The sequence below is a fragment of the Pseudomonas sp. AC463 genome, from assembly GCF_979253585.1.
Window position 1 is genome coordinate 373,285 of sequence record NZ_CEEDDZ010000001.1, and the last position, 21,234, is coordinate 394,518.

The window sequence follows — 21,234 nt, forward strand, 5'->3', positions numbered from 1 at the left end:
GGACAACGACATGACCAAGCCCCTGAGCGAATACAACCGTAAACGCGATTTCCAGATCACCGCCGAGCCGGCCGGCAGTGCTGCCACCGGCAAGCGCAAGGCGTCGGCGCTGAGCTTTGTGATCCAGAAGCACGACGCGCGCAACCTGCACTATGACTTTCGCCTGGAGCTCGACGGTGTACTGCTCAGTTGGGCAGTGCCCAAGGGCCCCAGCCTGGACCCGAGCCAGAAACGCCTGGCCGTGCACGTTGAGGATCACCCGCTGAGCTACGGCAGCTTTGAAGGCAGCATCCCGGCCGGTCAATACGGCGCCGGGGATGTGATTGTGTGGGATCGCGGCGTGTGGCAACCCCATGATGACCCGCGCAAGGCCTACGCCGCCGGCAAACTCAAGTTCACCCTGCTCGGCGAAAAACTCTCCGGTGACTGGGCCCTGGTGCGCACACACCTCAGGGGCAGTGGCGACAAACAGCAGTGGCTGCTGATCAAGGAAAAAGACCCACAGGCACGCCCCGCCGCCGACTACGACATCGTCAAGGCGCAGCCCGACAGCGTGCTCAGTGAGGCCTCGATCGGCGCGCCAAAGCCTAAGGCCAAAGCAAAAGCCAAGCCGAAGAAGGTCAATACCACGCTTCCGGAACAACTCGCACCGCAGTTGGCAACCCTGGTGGACCGTGCGCCCGAGGGCAACTGGCAATACGAAATCAAGTTCGACGGCTACCGCATGCTGGCGCGCATCCGTGACGGCGAGGTGCGCTTGTTTACCCGCAACGGCCACGACTGGACCGAACGCCTGCCGCGCCAGGCCAAGGCGCTGCAGGCTCTCAAGCTCAACGACAGTTGGCTCGACGGCGAGGTGGTCAGCCTCAATGGCGACGGCTTACCCGACTTCCAGGCGCTGCAGAATGCCTTTGATATCGGCCGCAGCCTGGACATCGTCTACTACCTGTTCGACGCGCCCTACCTGGACGGCAATGACCAGCGCCAGGCGCCGGTGGAGCAACGCCGCGCTGTGCTCAAGACCGCCCTCTCCGCCAGCCGCAGCAAGCTGCTGCGTTTCTCCGAAGCCTTTACCGCCAACCAGCGCGATATTTTTGAAAGCGCCTGCGACCTGGCGCTGGAAGGCGTGATTGGCAAGCGGCTCGGCAGCCCCTATGTATCGAGCCGCAACACCGATTGGGTCAAGCTCAAATGCCGCCTGCGCCAGGAGTTCGTGATCATCGGCTACACCCGGCCCAAAGGCTCGCGCAGCGGTTTTGGCGCCCTGCTGCTGGCGGTCAATGACGACACCGGCCTGGTGTATGCCGGCCGCGTGGGCACCGGGTTTGACCAGGCCGCGCTGAAACACATCTATGCCCAGCTCACTCCTCTGGAACGCAAGGTCTCGCCCCTGGTTAAACCGCTCACCAGCGCCCAGGCGCGTGGCGTGCATTGGGTGGAACCGCAACTGGTGGGCGAAGTGCAGTTTGCCGAGTGGACCCGTGAGGGCGTGGTGCGCCAGGCAGCGTTCGTCGGCTTGCGTACCGACAAGCCCGCCGCCCAGATCATCCACGAGCAGCCGCGCGCAGCCAAATCCCTGAAGGCGCCAAAAACCGCGAAAACCAGCGGGGTAAACATCACTCACCCCGAACGGGTCATTGACCGCCAAAGCGGCACGCAGAAACAGCAACTGGCGCAGTTCTACGCCAGCATCAGCGAGTGGCTCCTGCCGTTCCTGCGCCATCGCCCTGTGTCATTGCTCAGAGCGCCGGAAGGCGTCGAGGGCGAACAGTTTTTCCAGAAACACTCGGAACACCTGGCGATTCCCAACATCAAGCACCTGGACCCGGCGCTGGACCCCGCCCATGCGCGCCTGATGGAAATCGACAACGCCCGCGCCCTGCTCGGTGCGGTGCAAATGGGCACGATTGAATTGCATACCTGGGGCGCCACCGCGGACAAAATCGAAACGCCGGACCTGTTTGTGCTGGACCTTGACCCGGACCCGGCGCTGCCGTGGAAAAGCATGCTGGAGGCGGCGCAGTTGACCCTCTCGGTGCTGGATGAATTGGGCCTCGAGACCTTCGTCAAGACCAGCGGCGGCAAAGGCCTGCACCTGATCGTACCGCTGGCGCGGCGCGACGGCTGGGACACGGTGAAAGCCTTTGCCAAAGCCATCGCGCAATTCATGACCGCACAACTGCCCGAGCGCTTTACCGCCACCTCCGGGCCGAAAAACCGCGTGGGCAAGATCTTTATCGACTACCTGCGCAATGCGCGTGGGGCCAGCACCGTGTCCGCCTATTCGGTGCGCGCACGCCCGGGTTTGCCGGTGTCGGTACCGGTCAGTCGCAAGGAGTTGGAAGGGTTACGCGGCGCCCAACAGTGGACAGTCGCCAACCTGCACCAGCGCCTGGAAAGCTTGAACGCTGATCCGTGGGCCGGCTATGCCAATCGGCAGAGGATCACCCGCAAGATGTGGGACAGGCTGGGCGCGACGCCGCCTGAGTGAGCCGCGCCTCAGGCTTCAGATAATAATGAAGATAACTGCCAGGGCGGCGAAGATCGCCCATTTTTCCAGGTAGTAACGTGCGCGGTTGCGCTTTTTCAGCTCTTTGCCACGCAAGCGGATCTTGTACAGGCGGGTAAAGGCTCGGTTCAGGCCACCGGTCTTGTCCCCGGCATCGTTGGGCGAGCCCGCGGCGGCCATCACGTTGCGGCTGAACCAGCGATTGAACGCCGCGGCCCAGCGGTATTTCATCGGGCGCTCGATATCGCAGAACAGGATGATGCGGTTCTGCTGTGTAGTGTTTTCGGCGTAGTGAATGTAGGTTTCGTCGAACATCACCGGCTCGCCATCGCGCCAGTAATAGCTCTCGCCGTCGACATTGATGTAGCAGCCCGGATCGTTCGGCGTGTCCAGGCCCAGGTGATAACGATAGGAGCCTGCATACGGGTCGCGGTGGCGCACCAGCTTCGAGCCCGGCGGCAGCTCGGCGAACATGGCGGCCTTGATCGAACCGATGCTCTGCACCAGCTCGGTGGTGCGCGGGCACAGCTTCATCGCCGAAGGGTGACTGTCGCCATACCATTTGAGGTAAAAGCGCTTCCAGCCGGATTTGAAGAACGAGTTGAAACCCACGTCGTTGTATTGGTCCGAGCGCTTGATTTCACCGGCGCGCATCAAGTTCTGGCCTTCCTCGCGAATCTCCTCCCAGTGTTCCTGCAAGGGGCTCAGGTCGGGGAAATCGCTGGGCGACAGATACGGTCGGCCAGGCAGCTTGGAGAACAGATAGAGGAAGCAGTTGATCGGCGCCAGGAAGGTCGAATGATCACTGAGTTGGCGCCCCAGCTTATGCCGCACCCGGCCGCGCAGGTGTACATACGCGATGGAGGCAACGTAGAGAACAACAATGGTGAGTTTCAAGGGATTTCGTCACACGTCAGAAGAGAACAGGCTGCTCCTGCGCGCCCACAACGGCCGAGGATGGATAGCAGCACCTGAAATCACAATTCACACAATCGGTACGAGGGGCGGCTTGACTACCGGCTCGTTGCCATTGGCAGTTATTTAGCCACAGTTTGTAACCAAAAGTTAACTAAGAATTGTGAAAAGCTGTCTTCTCGATAGGCCGGGTAATAGCCTCGGCGGGCTGTCCTTGCAACAGGCCCGCGAGGTGTCTGCGTGGCCCTATCGGCGCGGAAAACGCTGTTCGTCCGACACGGAGAACGGCCCGTGTTCGCGTCGCACTTGCACAAAATGGCGAATCAACGCGAGCAACATCCCCAGCATCAGCCCGCCGGCAACACTGAGTGCGATAACCAGCGCGCCCCTGGGTTTGATCGGGCTCAGCGGTTCTTGCGCTTGCCGATCCACCATCACCAGTTTCAGGTCACTCATGTCGATATTGAGGCTGCGCAACCGCGAATCTTCGGACCAGAGTGGCTCAACGTCCGACAGGAACATGTCTTCATTCGTACGATTGCTGAGTACCTCCACTTCGCGATTGACCTCGAGCATGCGCAACTCCTTGCCGATCTCGGCGACCCGGCGATTGGTGAAGTCGTCGTTGGCACGCTGACTCAGCGTCGCCCGCTCGGCCTCCAACACTTCGGTGCCCATGAAGTACAGCGGCACCGTCTGGTTAGTCACCACGGTGCGCATCACCTGGTTTGGCCCGCGTGACGCTTCAGCCCCCATGGACGAAGGCGTCGTGGGCGTCTTGATGCCGATGGACCTGGCAATCGCGATCGCCTCCGCCAGTTCCGCCAGGCGGCTGGTGCGCTCGACCTTCATCTGCGAACGCAAGGCGGTCAGTTCGTCCTGCAAACGCGCACGCTTGACCTTGTCGGCCTCCAGCAACCTGGCGATTCTCGACTCCTTGCCCGTCTCGTAGTTAGCCCGTGCGGCGTCGATCTTGCCCTTGATCTCGTTAAGGCGGTTGTTGACGATGACCTTGAGGTCCGCCCCCACCTGGTTACGCTCCAGCGCAATGGCGTAGTCGACAAAGCCGTTGAGAATCGCAACGCCGTCGACGCCTTTGGGGTACTGCATCTCCAGGCGAATATAGCCGTTGGCTGGCTCGGCGCTCTTGGGATTCGCCTGCACCAGGTTGATAGCGTTGCGGTTGAACGCCTCGAAGCTCTGCTCCAGGCTCTGGCCGGGCCGCTGAAAGGCTTCGAACAACGCGGGGTTGGACCGGAAAAAGCCTAACCGCGCCTCGTAGGAGTCCAGTCGCGCGCCGACCTTGGCCAATGCATCGGCCGGTGGCAGCTTGTAGACTTCGGAGCGGTTGAGCGCGTCCAGTTCGTTGATCGCCGCAGGCCGCAACACGCTACTGACCTGGTAAACCCTGGGTGCCAGAAACGCGTAGCCTACTCCCACAAGGCCCGCCAGAATCGTGCAACCGATAACCAGTCTTTTTTGTTTCCAGATCGCGTGAAACAGTTCAAACAGATCAATTTCGTCCGACGGCAAATGTCGGTGTAGCTGGGGAGTGTTATTCAAAGTTCATACACCCTGATGAGTTGAAATCCAGCGCCCAAAAACACAGACCTGAATAACAACGGAATAAACAGGGGGCAACGTCCGGGCGCGTGGCATACGCGGCCCGCTGCCAGCAAGGGGACCACCCAATTGACTGAACCCTCATACTTAAGCATCGTGAGGTTTCATTTCAGCGACACGGGTGTCATGACCGGCAGACACCCGAAGCATAGACGGCCTGTTACAGGACGTTACCCAGCGGCGAGGCAAAATAACGCTAATTGCCTGTCGTTAAAGAAAAAACAGATAAAAATCTAAAAAATAGGAAACTTCCCACGATCAACTACGCATCAAGGTTATAAACAGCCGTATTGTCCGTTACGACCCGCGCTTAGCCCTTCAGCAAAAAGGAATTTGTATGTCATCCATTTCAGACCCGGATTTTCAGGCCCTTCAAGGTGCCTGGGAGCAAACCTCACTCGAAGACAGTGGCGTGCTCAACCCGGTCGATGCCCACAGCGCGCCAGGCGCAATCACCACCATCTATGGCGACCGCTTCGAAGTGAAGACAGTCAGTGGCGAGGTGTTATTGGCGGGGCGGTTTTTCCTCGACAGCGCCACCATTCCCAAGAGCATTACCTGGATAGACTCCATAGGTGATGACGCCGGCAAGCGTCTACCTGCCAGTTATCGCCTTGAAGGGGATGAGTTCGTGTTCATTGCTGCGGATGAAAGTATGCCCAGGCCAGTCTCATTCAGTACCGGCCCAGGTCAAACCATGCGCACATTCGTACGGCGCGCCTGATCAGCGCCACTTACGACGCTGCGACAGTATTTTCACAAAGCCTTCACTTTCGGGTCTATAGGGTGAAGCCTACCTACTCCAGTGAATCCCTTAGCCCGCCTCTCCTCGCGGGCTTTTTTTTGCCTCAGGCATGACCCTTGGTGGCGGTCAGGGTAAAGCACAGGGGAATCTGGCCCGGCTGGTGCTCGTACTGGTCGTAGAGCTCCTCGCGGTTGGAGTGGGCGTACTCCTGCAAATGGCTGATCTGCAGGTTCGCACCGATCGCGGCACTGACCACCTCGCCCAGCGTGTGCACATACCAATAGGAAGTCGGGCCCGCCACTTCGCCCTCGCCCTCATACACAATCGACTCCTGCAGCACGAATGGCTCACGCCGGAAATATGAGGTCGCCGGCAACAGCGGGTTTTGTGCACGCGGGTCGAACACTTCCAGAAACGGATGGGTTTCGTACATCACCAGGATACCCCCGGGTTTGAGGGTGCTGGCGACGTGACGCATGAACAGCGCCACATCCGGCATCCAGCCCAGCACGCCGATGGTCAACAGGGCGATATCAAAGCGCTGGTGCAACCGTTGGGGCAACTGGTGGATGTCGCTTTCGATAAATTCGGGGTTATGCGGCGATGCGCTGGCCAACTCGCGCGCCTGCTGGAGAAAGGCGCTCGATTGGTCCACGCCGACCACCGATCGCGCGCCCAGGCCGAACAGCGACAGGCTTTCGCGGCCGTTGTTGCAGCACAGTTGCACCACCTCCTTGCCAGCGACGCCCACCTGTTGCAGCAGGCCGGTGATGGTCGGGTCGAAGCAGGAAAAATCGGCGTCGCCAACGTTGTTCAGCAGCGCCGTCCAGGTGGCGGTGGTTTTGTGCAGGTCGGCGGATTGGTCCCAGGCGTCCTTGTTGCAGGCAATCGCCTGCTGAGCTGAGGGCATGTCCATTGCGGCTCCAGATAATCGTTCCAGTGGGGCTCGAAAAGTAAGCCAAGTGACCACGGATTAAAACCCCGGCAACGCGTGAAACTTAACCCAAAGCCCACAGGTCACTAGCCCATCGAGCGTTCAGTCGTTGAACGCCCTCCCCCGTAGACCGCGCCATGGCCAACCCCTCCGACCTGCGTAATACGCTGTCCCTGGACAGCCTGAATTTTTTCCTGGCGGATGTGCGCGACGGCCTCGGGCCGTACCTGGCCATCTACCTGCTGGCCGTGCACCAGTGGGACCCGGCCAGTATCGGCGTGGTCATGACCCTGGCCGGCATCGCCGCGCTGATTACCCAGGGCCCGGCGGGCGCGTTGATCGACCGCACCCGCAGCAAGCGCGCGGTGGTTGCGGTGGCGGCGATTCTGGTGACCGCCAGTTGCCTGTTGCTGCCGTTTGTCAGCTCATTCAGCCTGGTGGCTTTGACCCAGGCCGCCAGCGCCGTCGCAGCGTCGGTGTTCGCGCCGGCCATTTCGGCGATTTCCCTGGGTATCACCGGGCCACGCGCCTTCACCCGGCGCACCGGGCGCAACGAAACCTTCAACCACGCCGGCAATGCCGTGGCCGCACTGCTGGCCGGTGGCCTGGCGTACCTGTTCGGCCCGGTGGTGGTGTTCTACCTCATGGCTTTCATGGCCGCGGCCAGCGTGATCGCCATCAGTTGCGTGTCGGCCAAGGCCATCGACCACGACGTGGCCCGCGGCTTCGACCCCGCCCACGCCGGCGACCACGAACAACCGTCCGGCCTGCGGGTGTTGTTGGCCAACCGTCCATTGTTGTTGTTCGCCATCTGCTGCGCGCTGTTTCATTTGGCCAACGCCGCCATGTTGCCGCTGGTCAGCCAGAAGCTCGCGCAGATCAACCTGCAGATGGCCACGCCGCTGACCTCCGCCTGCATCGTCGCCGCACAGCTGGTGATGGTGCCGACGGCCTGGCTGGTAGGTATTAAGGCTGATGTGTGGGGGCGCAAGCCGCTGTTGCTGGCCGGGTTCATGATTCTGCCGCTGCGCGGTGTGCTGTATACGCTGTCCAGCGACCCTTACTGGCTGGTGGCCGTGCAGATGCTCGACGGCATCGGTGCAGGCGTGTTTGGCGCGCTGTTCCCGGTGATCGTCAAGGACCTGACCCAGGGCACCGGCCGCTTCAATGTAAGCCTGGGCGCGCTGTCCACGGTTTTTGGCCTGGGCGCGGCCCTGAGCAGCAGCCTGGCCGGTTTCGTAGTGCAACAGGCTGGCTATGACGCGGCGTTCCTGACCCTGGCCGGCGTGGCGGCCGTCGCGTTGGCGCTGTTATGGCTGGCGATGCCGGAGACCCTGGTAAAAGCATCTTTCGCGCGCCATACAACTGTCGCCTGACATATGCGACAATGCGCGCCAAATTCCAACACACATCCCCCATTTTTTGCTCAGCGACCGGGTTTCGCGCCTTGATGTCGCTGTTGATGCATGCCTGAAGGCTCCTGCCGCCACGCTCGCAACCCATTGATAGGTAAAGTAATTGATCTCCACAGCTAACATCACCATGCAGTTCGGCGCCAAGCCGCTCTTCGAGAACGTCTCGGTCAAGTTCGGCGCCGGCAACCGGTATGGTTTGATCGGTGCCAACGGTTGCGGCAAGTCGACCTTCATGAAAATCCTCGGCGGCGACCTCGATCCGTCCGGCGGCCAGGTCATGCTGGAGCCGAATGTGCGCCTGGGTAAACTGCGCCAGGACCAGTTCGCCTACGAAGAATTCACCGTGCTCGACACCGTGATCATGGGCCACGAAGAACTGTGGAAGGTCAAGGCCGAGCGCGACCGCATCTACTCGCTGCCGGAAATGAGCGAAGACGACGGCATGGCCGTGGCCGAGCTGGAAACCGAATTCGCCGAGATGGACGGCTACACCGCCGAATCCCGTGCCGGCGAGCTGCTGTTGGGCCTGGGCATCCCCCTGGAACAACACTTCGGCCCCATGAGCGAAGTGTCGCCAGGCTGGAAACTGCGCGTATTGCTGGCCCAGGCGTTGTTCTCCGACCCTGAAGTGCTGTTGCTCGACGAACCGACCAACCACTTGGACATCAACACCATCCGCTGGCTGGAAAACATCCTGACCCAGCGTTCCAGCCTGATGATCATCATCTCTCACGACCGTCACTTCCTGAACAGCGTGTGCACCCACATGGCTGACCTGGACTACGGCGAGCTGCGCCTGTTCCCGGGCAACTACGATGAGTACATGACCGTGGCGACCCAGTCCCGCGAGCAGTTGCTGTCGGACAACGCCAAGAAGAAGGCGCAGATATCCGAGCTGCAATCCTTCGTCAGCCGCTTCTCGGCCAACGCCTCGAAAGCCAAGCAGGCCACCTCCCGTGCCAAGGCGATCGACAAGATCCAGCTGGCCGAGGTCAAGCCTTCGAGCCGTGTGAGCCCGTTCATCCGTTTCGAACAGACCAAAAAGCTGCACCGCCAGGCGGTCATGGTCGAGAAGATGGCCAAGGGTTTCGACGGCAAGCCGCTGTTCAAGGACTTCAGCTTCCAGGTTGAAGCCGGCGAGCGCGTGGCGATCATCGGCCCGAACGGTATCGGCAAGACCACCCTGCTGCGCACCCTGGTCAACGAACTGACCCCGGACGCCGGCAGCATCAAGTGGACCGACGCTGCAGAACTGGGCTACTACGCCCAGGACCACGCCCACGACTTCGAAACCGACATGAGCCTGTTCGACTGGATGGGCCAATGGACCCAGGGCGAGCAAGTGATCCGTGGCACCCTGGGCCGCATGCTGTTCTCCAACGACGAGATCCTCAAGTCGGTCAAGGTGATTTCCGGTGGTGAGCAAGGTCGCATGCTGTTCGGCAAGCTGATCCTGCAGAAGCCGAACGTGCTGATCATGGACGAACCGACCAACCACTTGGACATGGAATCCATCGAGGCGCTGAACCTGGCGCTGGAAAACTACCCGGGCACGCTGATCTTCGTCAGCCACGACCGTGAGTTCGTATCGTCCCTGGCCACCCGCATCATCGAGTTGAGCGCCGACGGCGTGATCGACTTCAGCGGCACCTATGACGACTACCTGCGTAGCCAGGGCGTAGTGTTCTAAACACGCCCTGCTGCACGCAAAAGCCCCGTCCACTGTGACGGGGCTTTTTTGCATCTTGCGGTCAATGGCAGACGGGCTGCGGGCTGTAAAAGTAGTTAGCCTGCTTTCTTTTCCCCCAAGCCCTTGCCATGATGCCCTCACCGCCCGCCCGCGAACGAGTGCCCATGTCCCAAGCCGCCCCCTCCTCCCTGTCGATCACCCTGCAGATCGTTTCCATCGTCTTCTACACCTTCATCGCCTTTATCTGCATCGGCCTGCCGATTGCGGTGATCCCGGGCTATGTACATGAGCAACTGGGCTTCAGCGCGGTGGTGGCTGGGGTGACCATCGGCTCGCAATACCTGGCCACCTTGCTCAGCCGCCCCATGGCCGGGCGCATGTCCGACAACGTGGGCACCAAGCGTGCGATCGTGCTGGGGCTGGCGGGGATTCTGGTGAGTGGCGTGCTGACGTTCATTGCCACACTGATGCAGAGCATGCCGAGCCTGAGCCTGGGCATTCTGATCGTTGCGCGACTGCTGCTTGGCGTGGCCCAGGGGTTGATCGGCGTGGGCACCATCAGCTGGTGCATGGGCGCGGTGGGCGCCGAACACACGGCGCGCTCGATTTCCTGGAACGGTATTGCTTCCTACGGCGCCATCGCCATCGGTGCGCCGCTGGGCGTGGTGATGGTTGCCGAATACGGCTACAACAGCCTGGGCATTGCCCTGACGGTGCTGGCGGCGCTGGGCCTGGTGCTGATCCGCAACAAGCCCTCGGTGCCGGTGGTGCGCGGCGAGCGCCTGCCGTTCTGGGCGGTATTCGGGCGCATCGCACCGTTTGGCGCCAGCCTGTGCCTGGCGTCCATCGGCTACGGCACGCTGACCACCTTTATCACCCTGTACTACCTCAATCGCGGCTGGGCCGGCGCGGCGTACTGCCTGACCGTGTTTGGCGTGTGCTTTATCCTCTCGCGGCTGCTATTCATCTCGGCGATCAGCCGCTTCGGCGGCTTTCGCGCGGCGATTGCCTGCATGACCATCGAGACGCTGGGCCTGACCCTGCTGTGGCTGGCGCCGTCTACCGGCGTGGCGTTGATTGGCGCCGGGCTGACCGGCTTTGGCTTGTCGCTGGTGTACCCGGCGCTGGGCGTAGAAGCGATCAAGCAAGTGCCCAACAGCAGCCGCGGCGCGGGGCTGAGTGCATATGCAGTGTTTTTTGATTTGGCCCTGGCGATTGCCGGGCCGTTGATGGGGTTTGTCGCCCTGAACCTGGGCTACGGCTGGATTTTCTTTTGCGCCGCCCTGCTGTCGGTCACGGCGCTGGGCGTGACGCTGCTGCTCAAGCGGCGCGCTTACTGATCGGCCGTCTGCAAACCGGCGCGGGTGGATTGCCCGAGGGTGTGGCTGAAGAAGCGACCGGCTTCTGAGATCAAATCACGGTGAATGCCTTCGCGGTCGACGCCATCGGCGTCCGTGCAGATCGCCGGCATCGCGGCTAACTGGTCGCTGTCGCACGGCGCCATGAACACAAAGTGCCCGGCTCCGGCCAGCAGCTTGAAGTCCGGCGGTTCCGGCAGCTTGCGCGCCAGCGCGGCGGCGTTCTTGTCCACCGCCACCAGCTTGTCGCCGTCGCCGCTGTAGAGCAACACCGGCACGTGTACGTCGGCCAGGGTGTGGCGGCCGAACATCAGGCTCAGCGGCGCCATCAGCATCAGTGCGTGAATGCGCGGGTCGGATTGTGGCTGCAGGTCGTCACGGTCCACCACCAGTTCACCTTTGGTGGTGCACGCATCGCGGTCCTCCGGGCGTTCCTGGCAATAGCGGCGCAGGCGGTCGAAATCCGGCTTGGCGCCTGCCAGGATCAACGCGGTTTCGCCGCCGGCCGAATAACCGATCACGCCCACTTGGTCGATGTTGACGAACGGCGACAGCATCGGGTCACCGAGGGTGGCCGTGATCGCTTCGGAAATCTGGATCGGCCGGCCATACAGGTTGCTCACCGTGCCAAGGCGGCTATGGTCCTTGTAGTTGTCGCCAGGGTGCAGCACCGCAACCACCACAAACCCCTTGCGTGCCAGGGACGTGGCCAGGTCATGCAGGGCCAGCGGCGTGCCGGTATTGCCGTGGGACAGCATCAGCATCGGGAAACGCCCGATGGCAATTTTGGAGTCTTCGGTGGCGGCGACATGGTAGGCGCCTAATTGGGTACTGTGCTCGTCGCCGGTGGACGGATAGAACGCAACCGCCTTCATCGGCTGCAGGTCCAGCGGGTCGAGAAACGTCATGCGATGAAAGCCCACACTCCAATGGGGGTGCGGTGCGGGCGCGGCGTGCACTGAAATCAGGCTGCCGAGCAGGGAAAGAACCATAACAGCACAAAGACGCATCATGGGGATGTCCACCTTTGCTGCGTGAGAACCGACATATCGAATGAAAATCCAGGGTATTGAACCCATGCTTGCACAACCTGGGCCACATTGAACAAGACAGCGGGCAAACGAAAAAACTCCGTACTCCGGTCATTTTGAGGCGACCAGAATACAGAGTTTAGGCGCTCGGCTTCAGATTGAAACCGAGAGCAAGCGAACTTTACACAAGCATTACGCAGCGGCGAACAACTGCTCGTTGATCTGCATGTTGGCATCGTTCAGGGACTTGCTGCGCACTTCATCCCCATAGGCCAGGCCTTCGGCGCGGACGATTTCGATGTCGGTGATGCCGAGGAAACCGAACAACAGTTTCAAGTAGCCTTCATGGGCTGCGCCCGACGCCTGGCCGGCATGCAGGCCACCGGCGGTGGAGACGATGATGACTTTCTTGTTGCCGCACAGGCCTTCCGGGCCGGCTTCGGTGTAGCGGAACGTTTGGCCGGCGACGGCGATGCGGTCGATCCAGGCTTTCAGCTGCGTAGGGATGGTGAAGTTGTACATCGGTGCGCCGACCACGATGGCATCGGCGGCGAGGAATTCAGCCAGCGACGATGCGCTCAACTCGGCTTCGTGCTTTTGCGCGGCGTCGCGCAGTTCCGCGGCAGTGCCCAATGCACCCAGGGTGGCGCCGGAAAAGTGGTTGATGCCTTCGCTGGCCAGGTCGCGGTAGGTCACTTCTACACCCGGCTCGGCCGCTTGCCAGGCTTTCACCACACCGGCGCTGAGCTGACGGGAAGCCGAGTTGTCGCCGAGGATGCTGGAATCGATGTGCAACAGTTTCATGGTGGATCTCCGATGAGGGATCGTCAGTGGCGATCAGATGGTGGTGATGCTACGCATGAAACCAATAGTCGATAAGCCGCCTGAAATGCGATAGTTTGTCCCACTGACAGGACAATAGGCCGACCATGCAAGACCTCAACGACCTCTACTATTTCGCCAAAGTTGTCGAAGCCGGTGGTTTCGCCGCGGCCGGGCGCTTGCTGGGCATTCCCAAATCGCGGCTGTCGCGACGCATTGCCGAGCTGGAAGAACGCCTGGGTGCGCGCCTGCTGCAACGCACCACGCGGCAACTGACCCTCACCGCCGTCGGCGAGCGCTACCTGCGCCATTGCCAGGCGATGCTGCTGGAGGCGGAAATGGCCGACGAAGCGGTGGCGAGCATGTCCAGCGAACCGCGCGGGCGCCTGCGGGTCAGTTGCCCGGTGGGGTTGGCCCAGCACATGCTGCCGGAAATGGTCGCCGGGTTTCTGGCGGCGCACCCGCACGTGCAGCTGGAGATGACCTTGGTAAACCGCCGCGTCGACCTGGTCGCCGAAGGCATCGACGTCGCGTTGCGCGTGCGCGAACTGGGCGATGAAGACCCGCTGCTGGTCACCAAGCGCCTGCGCCAGGCGCACACCGTACTGGTCGCCAGCCCCGGGTTCATGCGCGATCGGCGGGTCGAAACCCTCGAAGACCTTAAACAGCTGCCGATTCTCGGCGCGCTCGAACCCGACCGCATGGTGCATCAACGCATTCTCGACCCGCAGGGCAACGCCCACGAACTGGTGATGGAGGCGCGCCTGGGCATCGAAGATTTCATCGTGCGCAAGGCCAGCGCCATCATGGGCCTGGGCTTCACCGTGCTGCCGATGATGTATTGCGAGGAGGAGCTGGCCAGCGGGCGCCTGGTGCAATTACTGCCGCAGTGGTCGTTGCCTGGCGGCTGGCTGCAGGCTGTGTACCCGCACCGACACGGTGTGCTGCCGGCGATTCGCGCCTGGATCGACTACCTGGAAGAAGGTTTCAAGGGCTGTGGAGACCGTTTGTTATGAAGATGACCGAAGCACAAGTCGCGCAATTCTGCCTGGGACTGCCCGGCGCGCGGGAAGACTACAAATGGGGCGGCGTGCGGGTATTTTCGATTGCCGGCAACAAGATGTTTGCCCTGCAGAACCTGCGCGGCGATTCGCTGGCGTTCAAGGTCGACAAGGAGCTGTTCCTTGGCCATGTCGACCGCCCGGGCATCCACCCGGCGCCGTACCTGGCGCGCGCGCAGTGGATCATCATGAACGCGCCCTACCCGCTGGGCGCCGAGGAGCTGCGTGGCTTGTTGCAGCGTTCCCACCAACTGGTGGTGAGCAAGCTGCCCAAGCGCACGCAAATCGGCTTGCTGCTAGAGGATTGAAACCAGCGTACCGCCGAGAAACAGCTGATCCAGCCAGAACACCTGGTGCAGCAGCACAATCACCCAGAACAGCACCTGGTACGACACCTTGCGCGTCTTGTGCCGGAACACCTGTTGGGCAATCAGCGCCCCCGGCCAACCGCCCGCCAGCTCCACGGCGTGCAGTATGTTTTCCGGGGTGCGCCAACTGTCGGTGCGGGCCTTGCGCTTGTCGCTCCAGTAGAGGAATAACGCGATCACGCTGACCACGCCATAGGCCACCAGCGGGATCACGGTTTCGCCGCGCTGCCAGACCAGTACCGAGCCCAGCAGCGGTGCGGCGCACAACAGCACAAACAGTGCGGCCTTGAGGCGTGGGCGCTGGATCATCATGCCTTGGCCGCTGCCCAGTCGATCCAGCCGAACTGCCAGGTGGCCAGGATCAGCAGGCCGAAGCCGATGCGGTACCAGGCAAACGCCGCATAACTGTGGCTGGCAATGAACTTGAGCAGGCCCTTGACCGCGATCATCGCGAAGATGAACGAGGTCACAAAACCAATGGCAAACACCGGCAGGTCGGCCGGCTGGAACAGGTCGCGGTATTTGTAGCCCGAATACACCGCCGCACCGACCATCGTTGGCATCGCCAGGAAGAACGAGAACTCGGTGGCGGTCTTGCGCGACAGGCCAAAGAGCAGGCCACCGATGATGGTCGAGCCCGAGCGCGAGGTGCCCGGGATCATCGCCAGGCACTGGGCAAACCCGACCTTGAGCGCGTCCTTCCAGGTGATGTCATCCACCGTTTCGGCGTGCACCTCATGCTCGCGGCGTTCGGCCCAGAGCATGATCACGCCGCCCACCACCAGGGCCGTGGCCACGGTGATCGGGTTGAACAGGTAATGGTGAATCAGGTCGGCGAAAATCACCCCCAGCACCACGGCCGGCAGAAAGGCGATCAGCAGGTTTACGGTAAAACGCTGGGCCTTGCGCTGCGTTGGCAGGCCGGTGACCACTTCGAAAATCTTGCCGCGAAACTCCCAGACCACCGCCAGGATGGCGCCGAGCTGGATGATGATATTGAACGCGTTGAAACGGTCGCCGGTGAAGTCCAGCAAGTCGGCGACGATAATCTGGTGGCCGGTGCTGGAGATCGGCAAGAACTCCGTCAGCCCCTCCACAACGCCCAGAATCAACGCCTGAATGGCGGTCCACAAATCCATACTTCCCCCAAAGGTCATGCTCGATGGCATGCCTTATTGATCTTTTTTAGTGGTTCACTGACGGCAAGGCCTGGCGTTCATATTCAACGCAGGCCTGCAAAAATTGCGTGAAAAATCAGGCAGAACTCAGGTTTTGCGATTTCAGGCCGAAAGCCTATCAGACAAGCCGCAAAAGTCGATGCAGCGCCCACAATTATAAAAAGCACGGAGTGACAGGACGATGAACAGTTTGCGCAATATGTCGATCAGCCGACGCCTCTGGCTGATCCTGATAGTCGCCGTGCTGATGCTGCTGGCCCTGGGTTTGCTGATGCTCAAGCAGATCCACGACGACCTGTACCAGGCCAAGCGCCAGCAAACCCAACACGTGGTGCAGACCGCCAGCGGGATCCTGACGTTTTATCACGGCCTCGAAACCACCGGCGTGATGACCCGCGAAGCCGCGCAGAAGCAGGCCCTTAGTGCCGTGCGCGGCTTGCGTTATGACCATGACGACTATTTCTGGATCAACGACCTCACGCCCGTGATGATCATGCACCCGGCCAACCCCAAGCTCGATGGCCAGAACCTCTCGGCAATCCGCGACCCCGACGGGTTTGCCGTGTTCAACGAATTCGTGATCCTGGCCAAGGCCAAGGGCGCCGGCATCGTCAACTACCGCTGGCCCAAGCCCGGCGCCGACGCACCGGTGGCGAAAACCTCGTATATCCAGCTGTTCGAGCCGTGGGGCTGGATCATCGGCTCCGGCGTGTATGTGGACGACGTGCAAACCGAATTCAGTGGCCAGGTGTGGAAAGCCTCGTTCATGGGCCTCGGCATCGCGCTGGTGATGGGTTTGCTGGTGGCGCTGATCGCCCGCAGCATCGTGCGGCCATTGCAGGCGGCGGTGAATGCCATGGGCAATATCGCCAGTGGTGAAAGCGACCTGACCCGCAGCCTCGACACCCATGGCCGCGATGAGGTCACCCAACTGTCCCAGCACTTCAACAGTTTTACCGCCAAACTGCGCCAGGTGGTCGGCCAGTTGCAGGTGTGCGCCAATGCGTTGGGCCAGTCCTCGCTGGAACTGGGCACCAACGCTACCCAGGCCCACGACCGCAGCCAGCAACAGTCGCAGCAGATGGAGCTGGTGGCCACCGCCATCAATGAAGTCACCTACGGCGTGCAGGACGTGGCCAAGAACGCCGAGCACGCCGCCAGTGAAATGCGCGACGCCCAGGCCCAGGCGCAGCAGGGTCAGGTCAATATCGACGGCAGCCTGCAACAGATCGACCAACTGTCCAGCACCATCAACCAGGCTGTTGAGGTGATCCGCACGCTGTCCAGCGAAAGCACGCAGATCGGCGGCGTACTCGAAGTGATCCGCTCCATCGCCGATCAGACCAACCTGCTCGCCCTCAACGCGGCGATTGAAGCCGCCCGCGCCGGTGAACAAGGCCGTGGGTTTGCCGTGGTGGCCGACGAAGTGCGCCTGCTGGCCCAGCGCACGCAGAAATCCACCGCCGAAATCCAGGTGATGATCGAGCGCCTGCAAGGCCATTCGGAAGCCGCAGTCAAGGTAATCAGCGACAGCCACAGCGCCTCGCAGCTGACCATCGAACAAGCCGGCCAGGCCGGCGCGAGCCTCACCGCCATCGGCCAGGCGCTGCGCAACCTCAACGGCCTGAACGCCTCGATTGCCAGCGCCACCCTGCAACAGGCGCATGTAGTGGAAGACATCAACCAGAACGTGACCCAGGCGGCGGGCTTGTCCCACAGCACCGCGTTGGCGGCCGAGCAATCGAGCGTGGCCAGCATGCAACTGCGTGGCCTGAGCGAACAACTCGACGGGCTACTGCGCCAATTCAAAGTCTGACGCGATTAAAAAATGTGGGAGGGGCGGTGTTTTGTAGATGGCTTGCCTCTGGGTACAATCACCGCCCTCTCCCACTTCCCCAAGGAACCGCCATGTCCGGGCTTGAACTGTTCGCCGCTGCCCTGGGGGTGATTGCCGTGTGGTTGACCGTCAAGCAGAACCCCTGGTGCTGGCCCATCGGCCTGGTGATGGTGCTGCTCTACACCTGGGTGTTCTTCGACGTGAAGCTCTATTCCGACATGCTGCTGCAAGTGGTCTACGCCGTATTGCAACTGTACGGCTGGTGGCAATGGACCCGCGCCGGCCAGGTCAAGCAAGGCCGCCAGGTCACCAGCCTGGGCGTGCCGGCGATCATGCTCAGCCTCGCCGTCGGCGCCGTGTTCAGCCTGTTGCTCGGCGCCGCCATGGCCCATTGGACGGACGCCGCCCAGCCGTGGCTCGACGCCGCCCTCACCGGCTTCAGCCTGGTGGCGCAAATGTGGATGGCGCAAAAACGTGTGCAATGCTGGCCGCTGTGGATTGCCGTGGATGTGATCTTCGTCGGGCTGTTCCTCTATAAAGGCCTGTACCTCACCGCCGCGCTCTACGCGCTGTTCACCGTGATCGCCGTGCAAGGCTGGCGCGAATGGCGCGCCGACCCGGCGCTGCACGCATGAAGGTGGTGGTACTGGCGGGGCCTGAATCCAGCGGCAAAAGCTGGCTGGCCGCCGAGTTGCACGCGCACTTTGGCGGGCTGATGGTGGGTGAATATGTGCGCTATTTCATCGATCAGCATCAGCGCGATACCTGCCTGGCGGATATTCCCGCCATCGCCCATGGCCAACTGGCCTGGGAAGATGCCGCCCGTGCTGAACAGCCCGCGCTGCTGATCCTCGACACCCACCTGCTGACCAACCAACTATGGAGCCAGACCCTGTTCGGCGACTACCCGGCCTGGCTCGACGATGAACTCCTCGCCCGCCACTACGACCTGCATCTGTTGCTGTCGCCCGAGGACGTGGAATGGACGGCCGATGGCCAACGCTGCCAACCGGAGCTGGCGGACCGCCGGGCATTTTTCCAGGGCAGCCTGGACTGGATGCAACAGCATCAACAGCCAGTGGTGGTGATTCGCGGGAGTTGGGAGGAGCGCCGCACGGCGGCGTTTGCTGCGGTGAAGCGGCTGCTCAACCCTGAGCAGCCGCCCGTTTTGCCTTAGTAGCCCAGGGAAAGCCCCGTGTTGCGACGCGGGTCATTCGCGCCATAGAAGCGGTTATTGCCGACCGGCTTGCCACCCAATGCAGGTGCGCCCACCAGGATCGCCGCCAAGTGGTTGGCGTCCTGCGGACCGGCAAACTTGTGGCCCCAGCTTTCGAGAATCTTCTGGGTATCCGGGCTGACCGCGAAGGTCTCAAGGTTAGTGGTGTCCGGCATCCACTGCTGGTGGAAACGCGGCGCGTCCACGGCTTCTTGGATGTTCATCTTGTAGTCGATCACGTTGAGGATGGTCAGCAAGGTCGCGGTAATGATGCGGCTGCCACCCGGCGTGCCCACCACCATCACGGCCTTGCCATCCTTGGTGACGATGGTCGGGCTCATCGACGACAGCGGCGCCTTGCCCGGTGCGATGGCGTTGGCTTCACCCTGCACCAGGCCGTACATGTTCGGCACGCCGACCTTGACGGTGAAGTCGTCCATTTCATCGTTGAGGATCACCCCGGTCTTGCTCGCCATCACGCCCGCACCGAACCAGTCATTGAGGGTGTAGGTGACGGAGACCGCGTTGCCCCACTTGTCGACGATGGAGTAGTGGGTGGTGTTATTGCCTTCGTGCGGCGACACACCCGGCTTGATCGCCTGGGAATCCCCGGCCTTTTGCGGTTCGATGGCGGCACGCAGCTTGGCCGCGTAGTCCTTGTCCAGCAAATGCTCGATCGGGTTCTTGACGAAATCCGGGTCGCCGAGGTAGCTGTTACGGTCCACGTAGGCGTGGCGCATGGCTTCGATCTGGTAGTGCAGGCCCTGGGCCGAGTGATAGCCCAGGTCGGCCATCGGGTAGCCTTCGAGGATGTTCATGATCTGGCAGATCACCACCCCGCCCGAACTCGGTGGCGGCGCGGAGACTACATGGTAGCCACGGTAGTCGCACTCGATGGGCGCCAGTTCGCGGGTCTTGTATTTGTCCAGGTCCGCCTGGGTGATGATGCCCTTGCCGGCCTGGCTGGAATCTACCAGCGCCTTGGCGACCCAGCCTTTATAGAAGCCGTCGCTGCCCTTGGCGGAGATTTCCTTGAGGGTCTTGGCCAGGTCTTTCTGCACCAGTTTCTGGCCGACCTGCATCGGCTGGCCGTTGTGCAGGAAGATCCCGCGCAGGTCCTGGTCTTTTTCGAACTCGCCGGTGGCGGTGTGCAGCAGGTCGATATCACCCTGCTCCAGGGCGAAGCCGTTTTCGGCCAGCTTGATCGCCGGGGCAATCACCTGGGCGCGCTTGAGGGTCCCGTATTTGCTCAGGGCCAGTTCCATGCCGGAGACGGTGCCAGGCACGCCCACGGCCAAATGGCCCTTGGCGCTCAGTCCCTCGATGACGTTGCCGTCCTTGTCCAGGTACATATTGGCGGTGGCCGCCAGCGGGGCTTTTTCGCGGAAGTCGAGGAAGGTCTTGCGCCCGTCTGCCAATTGCACGGTCATGAAGCCGCCGCCGCCCAGGTTACCCGCCGCCGGGTACACCACGGCCAGCGCGTAGCCCACGGCGACGGCCGCATCCACCGCATTGCCGCCGGCCTTGAGTACATCCACGCCGACGTGAGTTGCCAAATGCTGGGCCGTGACCACCATGCCATTTTCACCGGCCACCGGGGCCTGGGACGCGGCGTGCACACCGCTGACCGTCAACACCAGCGCAGTGGCAATCAAGGTACGGCTGAAGGGTTGGTATTTCATCCATGGCTACTCTAGTTATTGAGACGCACCAAAATAGCCCGCCCGGGAATTAATCCCCAGCGCAATGGCGTTTTTATTACAGAACTTGTCGGTCACAGAACGGCCGCGAAAAAGCCCATGTTATATTTCGCGCCCACACTGTCGTGTAAGGCACTTTGACATGGCGATCAAAAAGACCGGGATCCGCGCCCAACAGGCCGACCAGACGCGTGCGCGCATCCTGCAGGCAGCGGTCAAGGTGTTTACCCGCGACGGCTATTCCGGCGGGCGGGTCGACACCATCTCCAAGGAAGCCGACTCCAACGACCGCATGCTTTATTACTATTTCGGCAGCAAGGAACACCTGTTCGTCTGCGTGCTGGAACACACCTACGAGCAATTCAACCAAGCCGAAAGCAAGCTCAAGCTGGACCTGGACTCCCCCGTACAAGCCCTACGCGAGCTGGTAGGGTTTATCTGGCACTACTACGTCAAGCACCCGGAGTTCGTGGCGATCCTGAGCATCGAGAACCTGCACCAGGGCAAGCACGCCAAACAGTCCGGCGAGATGCGCAGACTGTCGGGGGAAGCGGTCGGCGTGCTGCGCCCGATCATCGAGGCAGGCCAGGCCCAGGGTGTGTTCCGCGCGGATGTGGACCTCAAGCATGTGTACTTGATGATTGCGTCGCTGTGCTACTTCTATAACTCCAACCGGCATACCCTCAGCTCGTTTCTGGATGAGGATTTGTCGACCAAAGGCCAGCAGCAGGATTGGTTGGTGTTTATCAGCGATCTGGTGCTGCGGGGCGTCACTCCCTCACTGTAGAAACCGAATCAAAATGTGGGAGGGGGCTTGCCCCCTCCCACATTT

General features: G+C 61.7%; 19 protein-coding genes. 11 read left to right on the forward strand and 8 right to left on the reverse strand.

What is annotated here, in order from left to right; all coding sequences use genetic code 11:
* The first annotated feature begins 10 nt into the window (after nucleotides 1-10).
* A complete protein-coding gene (gene ligD, locus AC0IYH_RS01755) occupies nucleotides 11-2,491 on the forward strand; it encodes a DNA ligase D (protein WP_471832803.1) in 2,481 nt (826 codons plus the stop codon).
* A 15-nt stretch (nucleotides 2,492-2,506) separates the two neighbouring features.
* Here the strand turns inward: ligD and lpxO are convergent, their stop codons facing one another.
* Both lpxO and AC0IYH_RS01765 read right to left on the reverse strand, forming a co-directional pair.
* Nucleotides 2,507-3,406, reverse strand: a complete 900-nt coding sequence (gene lpxO / locus AC0IYH_RS01760) for a lipid A hydroxylase LpxO (RefSeq protein WP_471832804.1) — start codon at nucleotides 3,404-3,406, stop codon at nucleotides 2,507-2,509.
* Between the two features lie 264 nt (nucleotides 3,407-3,670).
* Complete coding sequence (locus tag AC0IYH_RS01765) at nucleotides 3,671-4,987, reverse strand: Wzz/FepE/Etk N-terminal domain-containing protein (RefSeq protein ID WP_122772230.1); 1,317 nt, start codon at nucleotides 4,985-4,987, stop codon at nucleotides 3,671-3,673.
* A 397-nt stretch (nucleotides 4,988-5,384) separates the two neighbouring features.
* Here AC0IYH_RS01765 and AC0IYH_RS01770 point away from each other — a divergent pair, with 397 nt between their 5' ends.
* Nucleotides 5,385-5,771, forward strand: coding sequence for a TIGR03067 domain-containing protein (locus AC0IYH_RS01770; RefSeq protein ID WP_116628106.1), 387 nt, complete (start codon nucleotides 5,385-5,387; stop codon nucleotides 5,769-5,771).
* A 124-nt stretch (nucleotides 5,772-5,895) separates the two neighbouring features.
* On the opposite strand, the gene AC0IYH_RS01775 is transcribed toward AC0IYH_RS01770, so the two are convergent.
* Nucleotides 5,896-6,708, reverse strand: coding sequence for a class I SAM-dependent methyltransferase (locus tag AC0IYH_RS01775; RefSeq protein WP_471832805.1), 813 nt, complete (start codon nucleotides 6,706-6,708; stop codon nucleotides 5,896-5,898).
* A 155-nt stretch (nucleotides 6,709-6,863) separates the two neighbouring features.
* Here AC0IYH_RS01775 and AC0IYH_RS01780 point away from each other — a divergent pair, with 155 nt between their 5' ends.
* The 3 genes from AC0IYH_RS01780 (at nucleotide 6,864) to AC0IYH_RS01790 (ending at nucleotide 11,171) form a co-directional block, all read left to right on the forward strand.
* Nucleotides 6,864-8,102, forward strand: a complete 1,239-nt coding sequence (locus tag AC0IYH_RS01780) for an MFS transporter (RefSeq protein ID WP_471832806.1) — start codon at nucleotides 6,864-6,866, stop codon at nucleotides 8,100-8,102.
* 142 nt (nucleotides 8,103-8,244) lie between these two features.
* Entirely contained in the window at nucleotides 8,245-9,831 is a 1,587-nt protein-coding gene (locus AC0IYH_RS01785; protein ID WP_116628109.1) for an ABC-F family ATPase, read from the forward strand.
* Between the two features lie 164 nt (nucleotides 9,832-9,995).
* The gene (locus AC0IYH_RS01790) at nucleotides 9,996-11,171 is read left to right on the forward strand and encodes an MFS transporter (RefSeq protein WP_471832807.1); all 1,176 of its coding nucleotides are present in this window, start codon (nucleotides 9,996-9,998) and stop codon (nucleotides 11,169-11,171) included.
* Here the strand turns inward: AC0IYH_RS01790 and AC0IYH_RS01795 are convergent.
* Nucleotides 11,165-12,202: an alpha/beta hydrolase gene (locus tag AC0IYH_RS01795; protein WP_116628111.1), complete on the reverse strand. Its 1,038-nt coding sequence runs from the start codon at nucleotides 12,200-12,202 to the stop codon at nucleotides 11,165-11,167. The genes AC0IYH_RS01790 and AC0IYH_RS01795 overlap by 7 nt on opposite strands.
* A gap of 210 nt (nucleotides 12,203-12,412) precedes the next feature.
* Nucleotides 12,413-13,024, reverse strand: a complete 612-nt coding sequence (locus AC0IYH_RS01800) for an FMN-dependent NADH-azoreductase (RefSeq protein ID WP_122772234.1) — start codon at nucleotides 13,022-13,024, stop codon at nucleotides 12,413-12,415.
* A gap of 125 nt (nucleotides 13,025-13,149) precedes the next feature.
* Between AC0IYH_RS01800 and AC0IYH_RS01805 the strand changes: the two genes are divergently transcribed.
* Nucleotides 13,150-14,058, forward strand: coding sequence for a LysR substrate-binding domain-containing protein (locus AC0IYH_RS01805; protein WP_471832808.1), 909 nt, complete (start codon nucleotides 13,150-13,152; stop codon nucleotides 14,056-14,058).
* Nucleotides 14,055-14,411, forward strand: a complete 357-nt coding sequence (locus AC0IYH_RS01810; RefSeq protein WP_116628114.1) for an MmcQ/YjbR family DNA-binding protein — start codon at nucleotides 14,055-14,057, stop codon at nucleotides 14,409-14,411. Before AC0IYH_RS01805 ends, AC0IYH_RS01810 begins: the two co-directional genes overlap by 4 nt.
* Here the strand turns inward: AC0IYH_RS01810 and AC0IYH_RS01815 are convergent.
* Together AC0IYH_RS01815 and AC0IYH_RS01820 are read right to left on the reverse strand one after the other, a co-directional pair.
* Entirely contained in the window at nucleotides 14,400-14,783 is a 384-nt protein-coding gene (locus tag AC0IYH_RS01815; RefSeq protein ID WP_471832809.1) for a DUF1294 domain-containing protein, read from the reverse strand. The two genes, AC0IYH_RS01810 and AC0IYH_RS01815, sit on opposite strands and share 12 nt — an antisense overlap.
* Nucleotides 14,780-15,610 carry an undecaprenyl-diphosphate phosphatase gene (locus AC0IYH_RS01820; RefSeq protein WP_116628116.1) on the reverse strand — a complete coding sequence of 277 codons (831 nt, stop codon included), beginning with the start codon at nucleotides 15,608-15,610 and terminating at the stop codon, nucleotides 14,780-14,782. The genes AC0IYH_RS01815 and AC0IYH_RS01820 overlap by 4 nt, the downstream gene beginning before the upstream one ends.
* A gap of 220 nt (nucleotides 15,611-15,830) precedes the next feature.
* Between AC0IYH_RS01820 and AC0IYH_RS01825 the strand changes: the two genes are divergently transcribed.
* From AC0IYH_RS01825 to AC0IYH_RS01835, 3 genes are all read left to right on the forward strand, one after another.
* Nucleotides 15,831-17,465 carry a methyl-accepting chemotaxis protein gene (locus AC0IYH_RS01825; RefSeq protein WP_471832810.1) on the forward strand — a complete coding sequence of 545 codons (1,635 nt, stop codon included), beginning with the start codon at nucleotides 15,831-15,833 and terminating at the stop codon, nucleotides 17,463-17,465.
* Nucleotides 17,466-17,557: 92 nt separating this feature from the next.
* Entirely contained in the window at nucleotides 17,558-18,121 is a 564-nt protein-coding gene (pnuC, locus tag AC0IYH_RS01830; protein ID WP_116628118.1) for a nicotinamide riboside transporter PnuC, read from the forward strand.
* Nucleotides 18,118-18,663, forward strand: coding sequence for an AAA family ATPase (locus AC0IYH_RS01835; protein WP_471832851.1), 546 nt, complete (start codon nucleotides 18,118-18,120; stop codon nucleotides 18,661-18,663). Before pnuC ends, AC0IYH_RS01835 begins: the two co-directional genes overlap by 4 nt.
* Here the strand turns inward: AC0IYH_RS01835 and ggt are convergent.
* Complete coding sequence (ggt, locus tag AC0IYH_RS01840; RefSeq protein WP_116628120.1) at nucleotides 18,660-20,384, reverse strand: gamma-glutamyltransferase; 1,725 nt, start codon at nucleotides 20,382-20,384, stop codon at nucleotides 18,660-18,662. The genes AC0IYH_RS01835 and ggt overlap by 4 nt on opposite strands.
* Nucleotides 20,385-20,544: 160 nt before the next feature.
* Between ggt and AC0IYH_RS01845 the strand changes: the two genes are divergently transcribed.
* Nucleotides 20,545-21,189 carry a TetR/AcrR family transcriptional regulator gene (locus tag AC0IYH_RS01845; protein WP_471832811.1) on the forward strand — a complete coding sequence of 215 codons (645 nt, stop codon included), beginning with the start codon at nucleotides 20,545-20,547 and terminating at the stop codon, nucleotides 21,187-21,189.
* Nucleotides 21,190-21,234: the final 45 nt, after the last annotated feature.

Excerpts from the sequence above, each read along its gene's own strand:
- ligD (WP_471832803.1), top strand. The coding sequence starts at position 11 with ATGACCAAGCCCCTGAGCGAATACAACCGTAAACGCGATTTCCAGATC.
- AC0IYH_RS01770 (WP_116628106.1), top strand. The coding sequence starts at position 5,385 with ATGTCATCCATTTCAGACCCGGATTTTCAGGCCCTTCAAGGTGCCTGG.
- AC0IYH_RS01775 (WP_471832805.1), bottom strand. The coding sequence starts at position 6,708 with ATGGACATGCCCTCAGCTCAGCAGGCGATTGCCTGCAACAAGGACGCC.
- AC0IYH_RS01780 (WP_471832806.1), top strand. The coding sequence starts at position 6,864 with ATGGCCAACCCCTCCGACCTGCGTAATACGCTGTCCCTGGACAGCCTG.
- AC0IYH_RS01790 (WP_471832807.1), top strand. The coding sequence starts at position 9,996 with ATGTCCCAAGCCGCCCCCTCCTCCCTGTCGATCACCCTGCAGATCGTT.
- AC0IYH_RS01795 (WP_116628111.1), bottom strand. The coding sequence starts at position 12,202 with ATGATGCGTCTTTGTGCTGTTATGGTTCTTTCCCTGCTCGGCAGCCTG.
- AC0IYH_RS01800 (WP_122772234.1), bottom strand. The coding sequence starts at position 13,024 with ATGAAACTGTTGCACATCGATTCCAGCATCCTCGGCGACAACTCGGCT.
- AC0IYH_RS01805 (WP_471832808.1), top strand. The coding sequence starts at position 13,150 with ATGCAAGACCTCAACGACCTCTACTATTTCGCCAAAGTTGTCGAAGCC.
- AC0IYH_RS01810 (WP_116628114.1), top strand. The coding sequence starts at position 14,055 with ATGAAGATGACCGAAGCACAAGTCGCGCAATTCTGCCTGGGACTGCCC.
- AC0IYH_RS01815 (WP_471832809.1), bottom strand. The coding sequence starts at position 14,783 with ATGATGATCCAGCGCCCACGCCTCAAGGCCGCACTGTTTGTGCTGTTG.
- AC0IYH_RS01820 (WP_116628116.1), bottom strand. The coding sequence starts at position 15,610 with ATGGATTTGTGGACCGCCATTCAGGCGTTGATTCTGGGCGTTGTGGAG.
- AC0IYH_RS01825 (WP_471832810.1), top strand. The coding sequence starts at position 15,831 with ATGAACAGTTTGCGCAATATGTCGATCAGCCGACGCCTCTGGCTGATC.
- pnuC (WP_116628118.1), top strand. The coding sequence starts at position 17,558 with ATGTCCGGGCTTGAACTGTTCGCCGCTGCCCTGGGGGTGATTGCCGTG.
- AC0IYH_RS01835 (WP_471832851.1), top strand. The coding sequence starts at position 18,118 with ATGAAGGTGGTGGTACTGGCGGGGCCTGAATCCAGCGGCAAAAGCTGG.
- ggt (WP_116628120.1), bottom strand. The coding sequence starts at position 20,384 with ATGAAATACCAACCCTTCAGCCGTACCTTGATTGCCACTGCGCTGGTG.
- AC0IYH_RS01845 (WP_471832811.1), top strand. The coding sequence starts at position 20,545 with ATGGCGATCAAAAAGACCGGGATCCGCGCCCAACAGGCCGACCAGACG.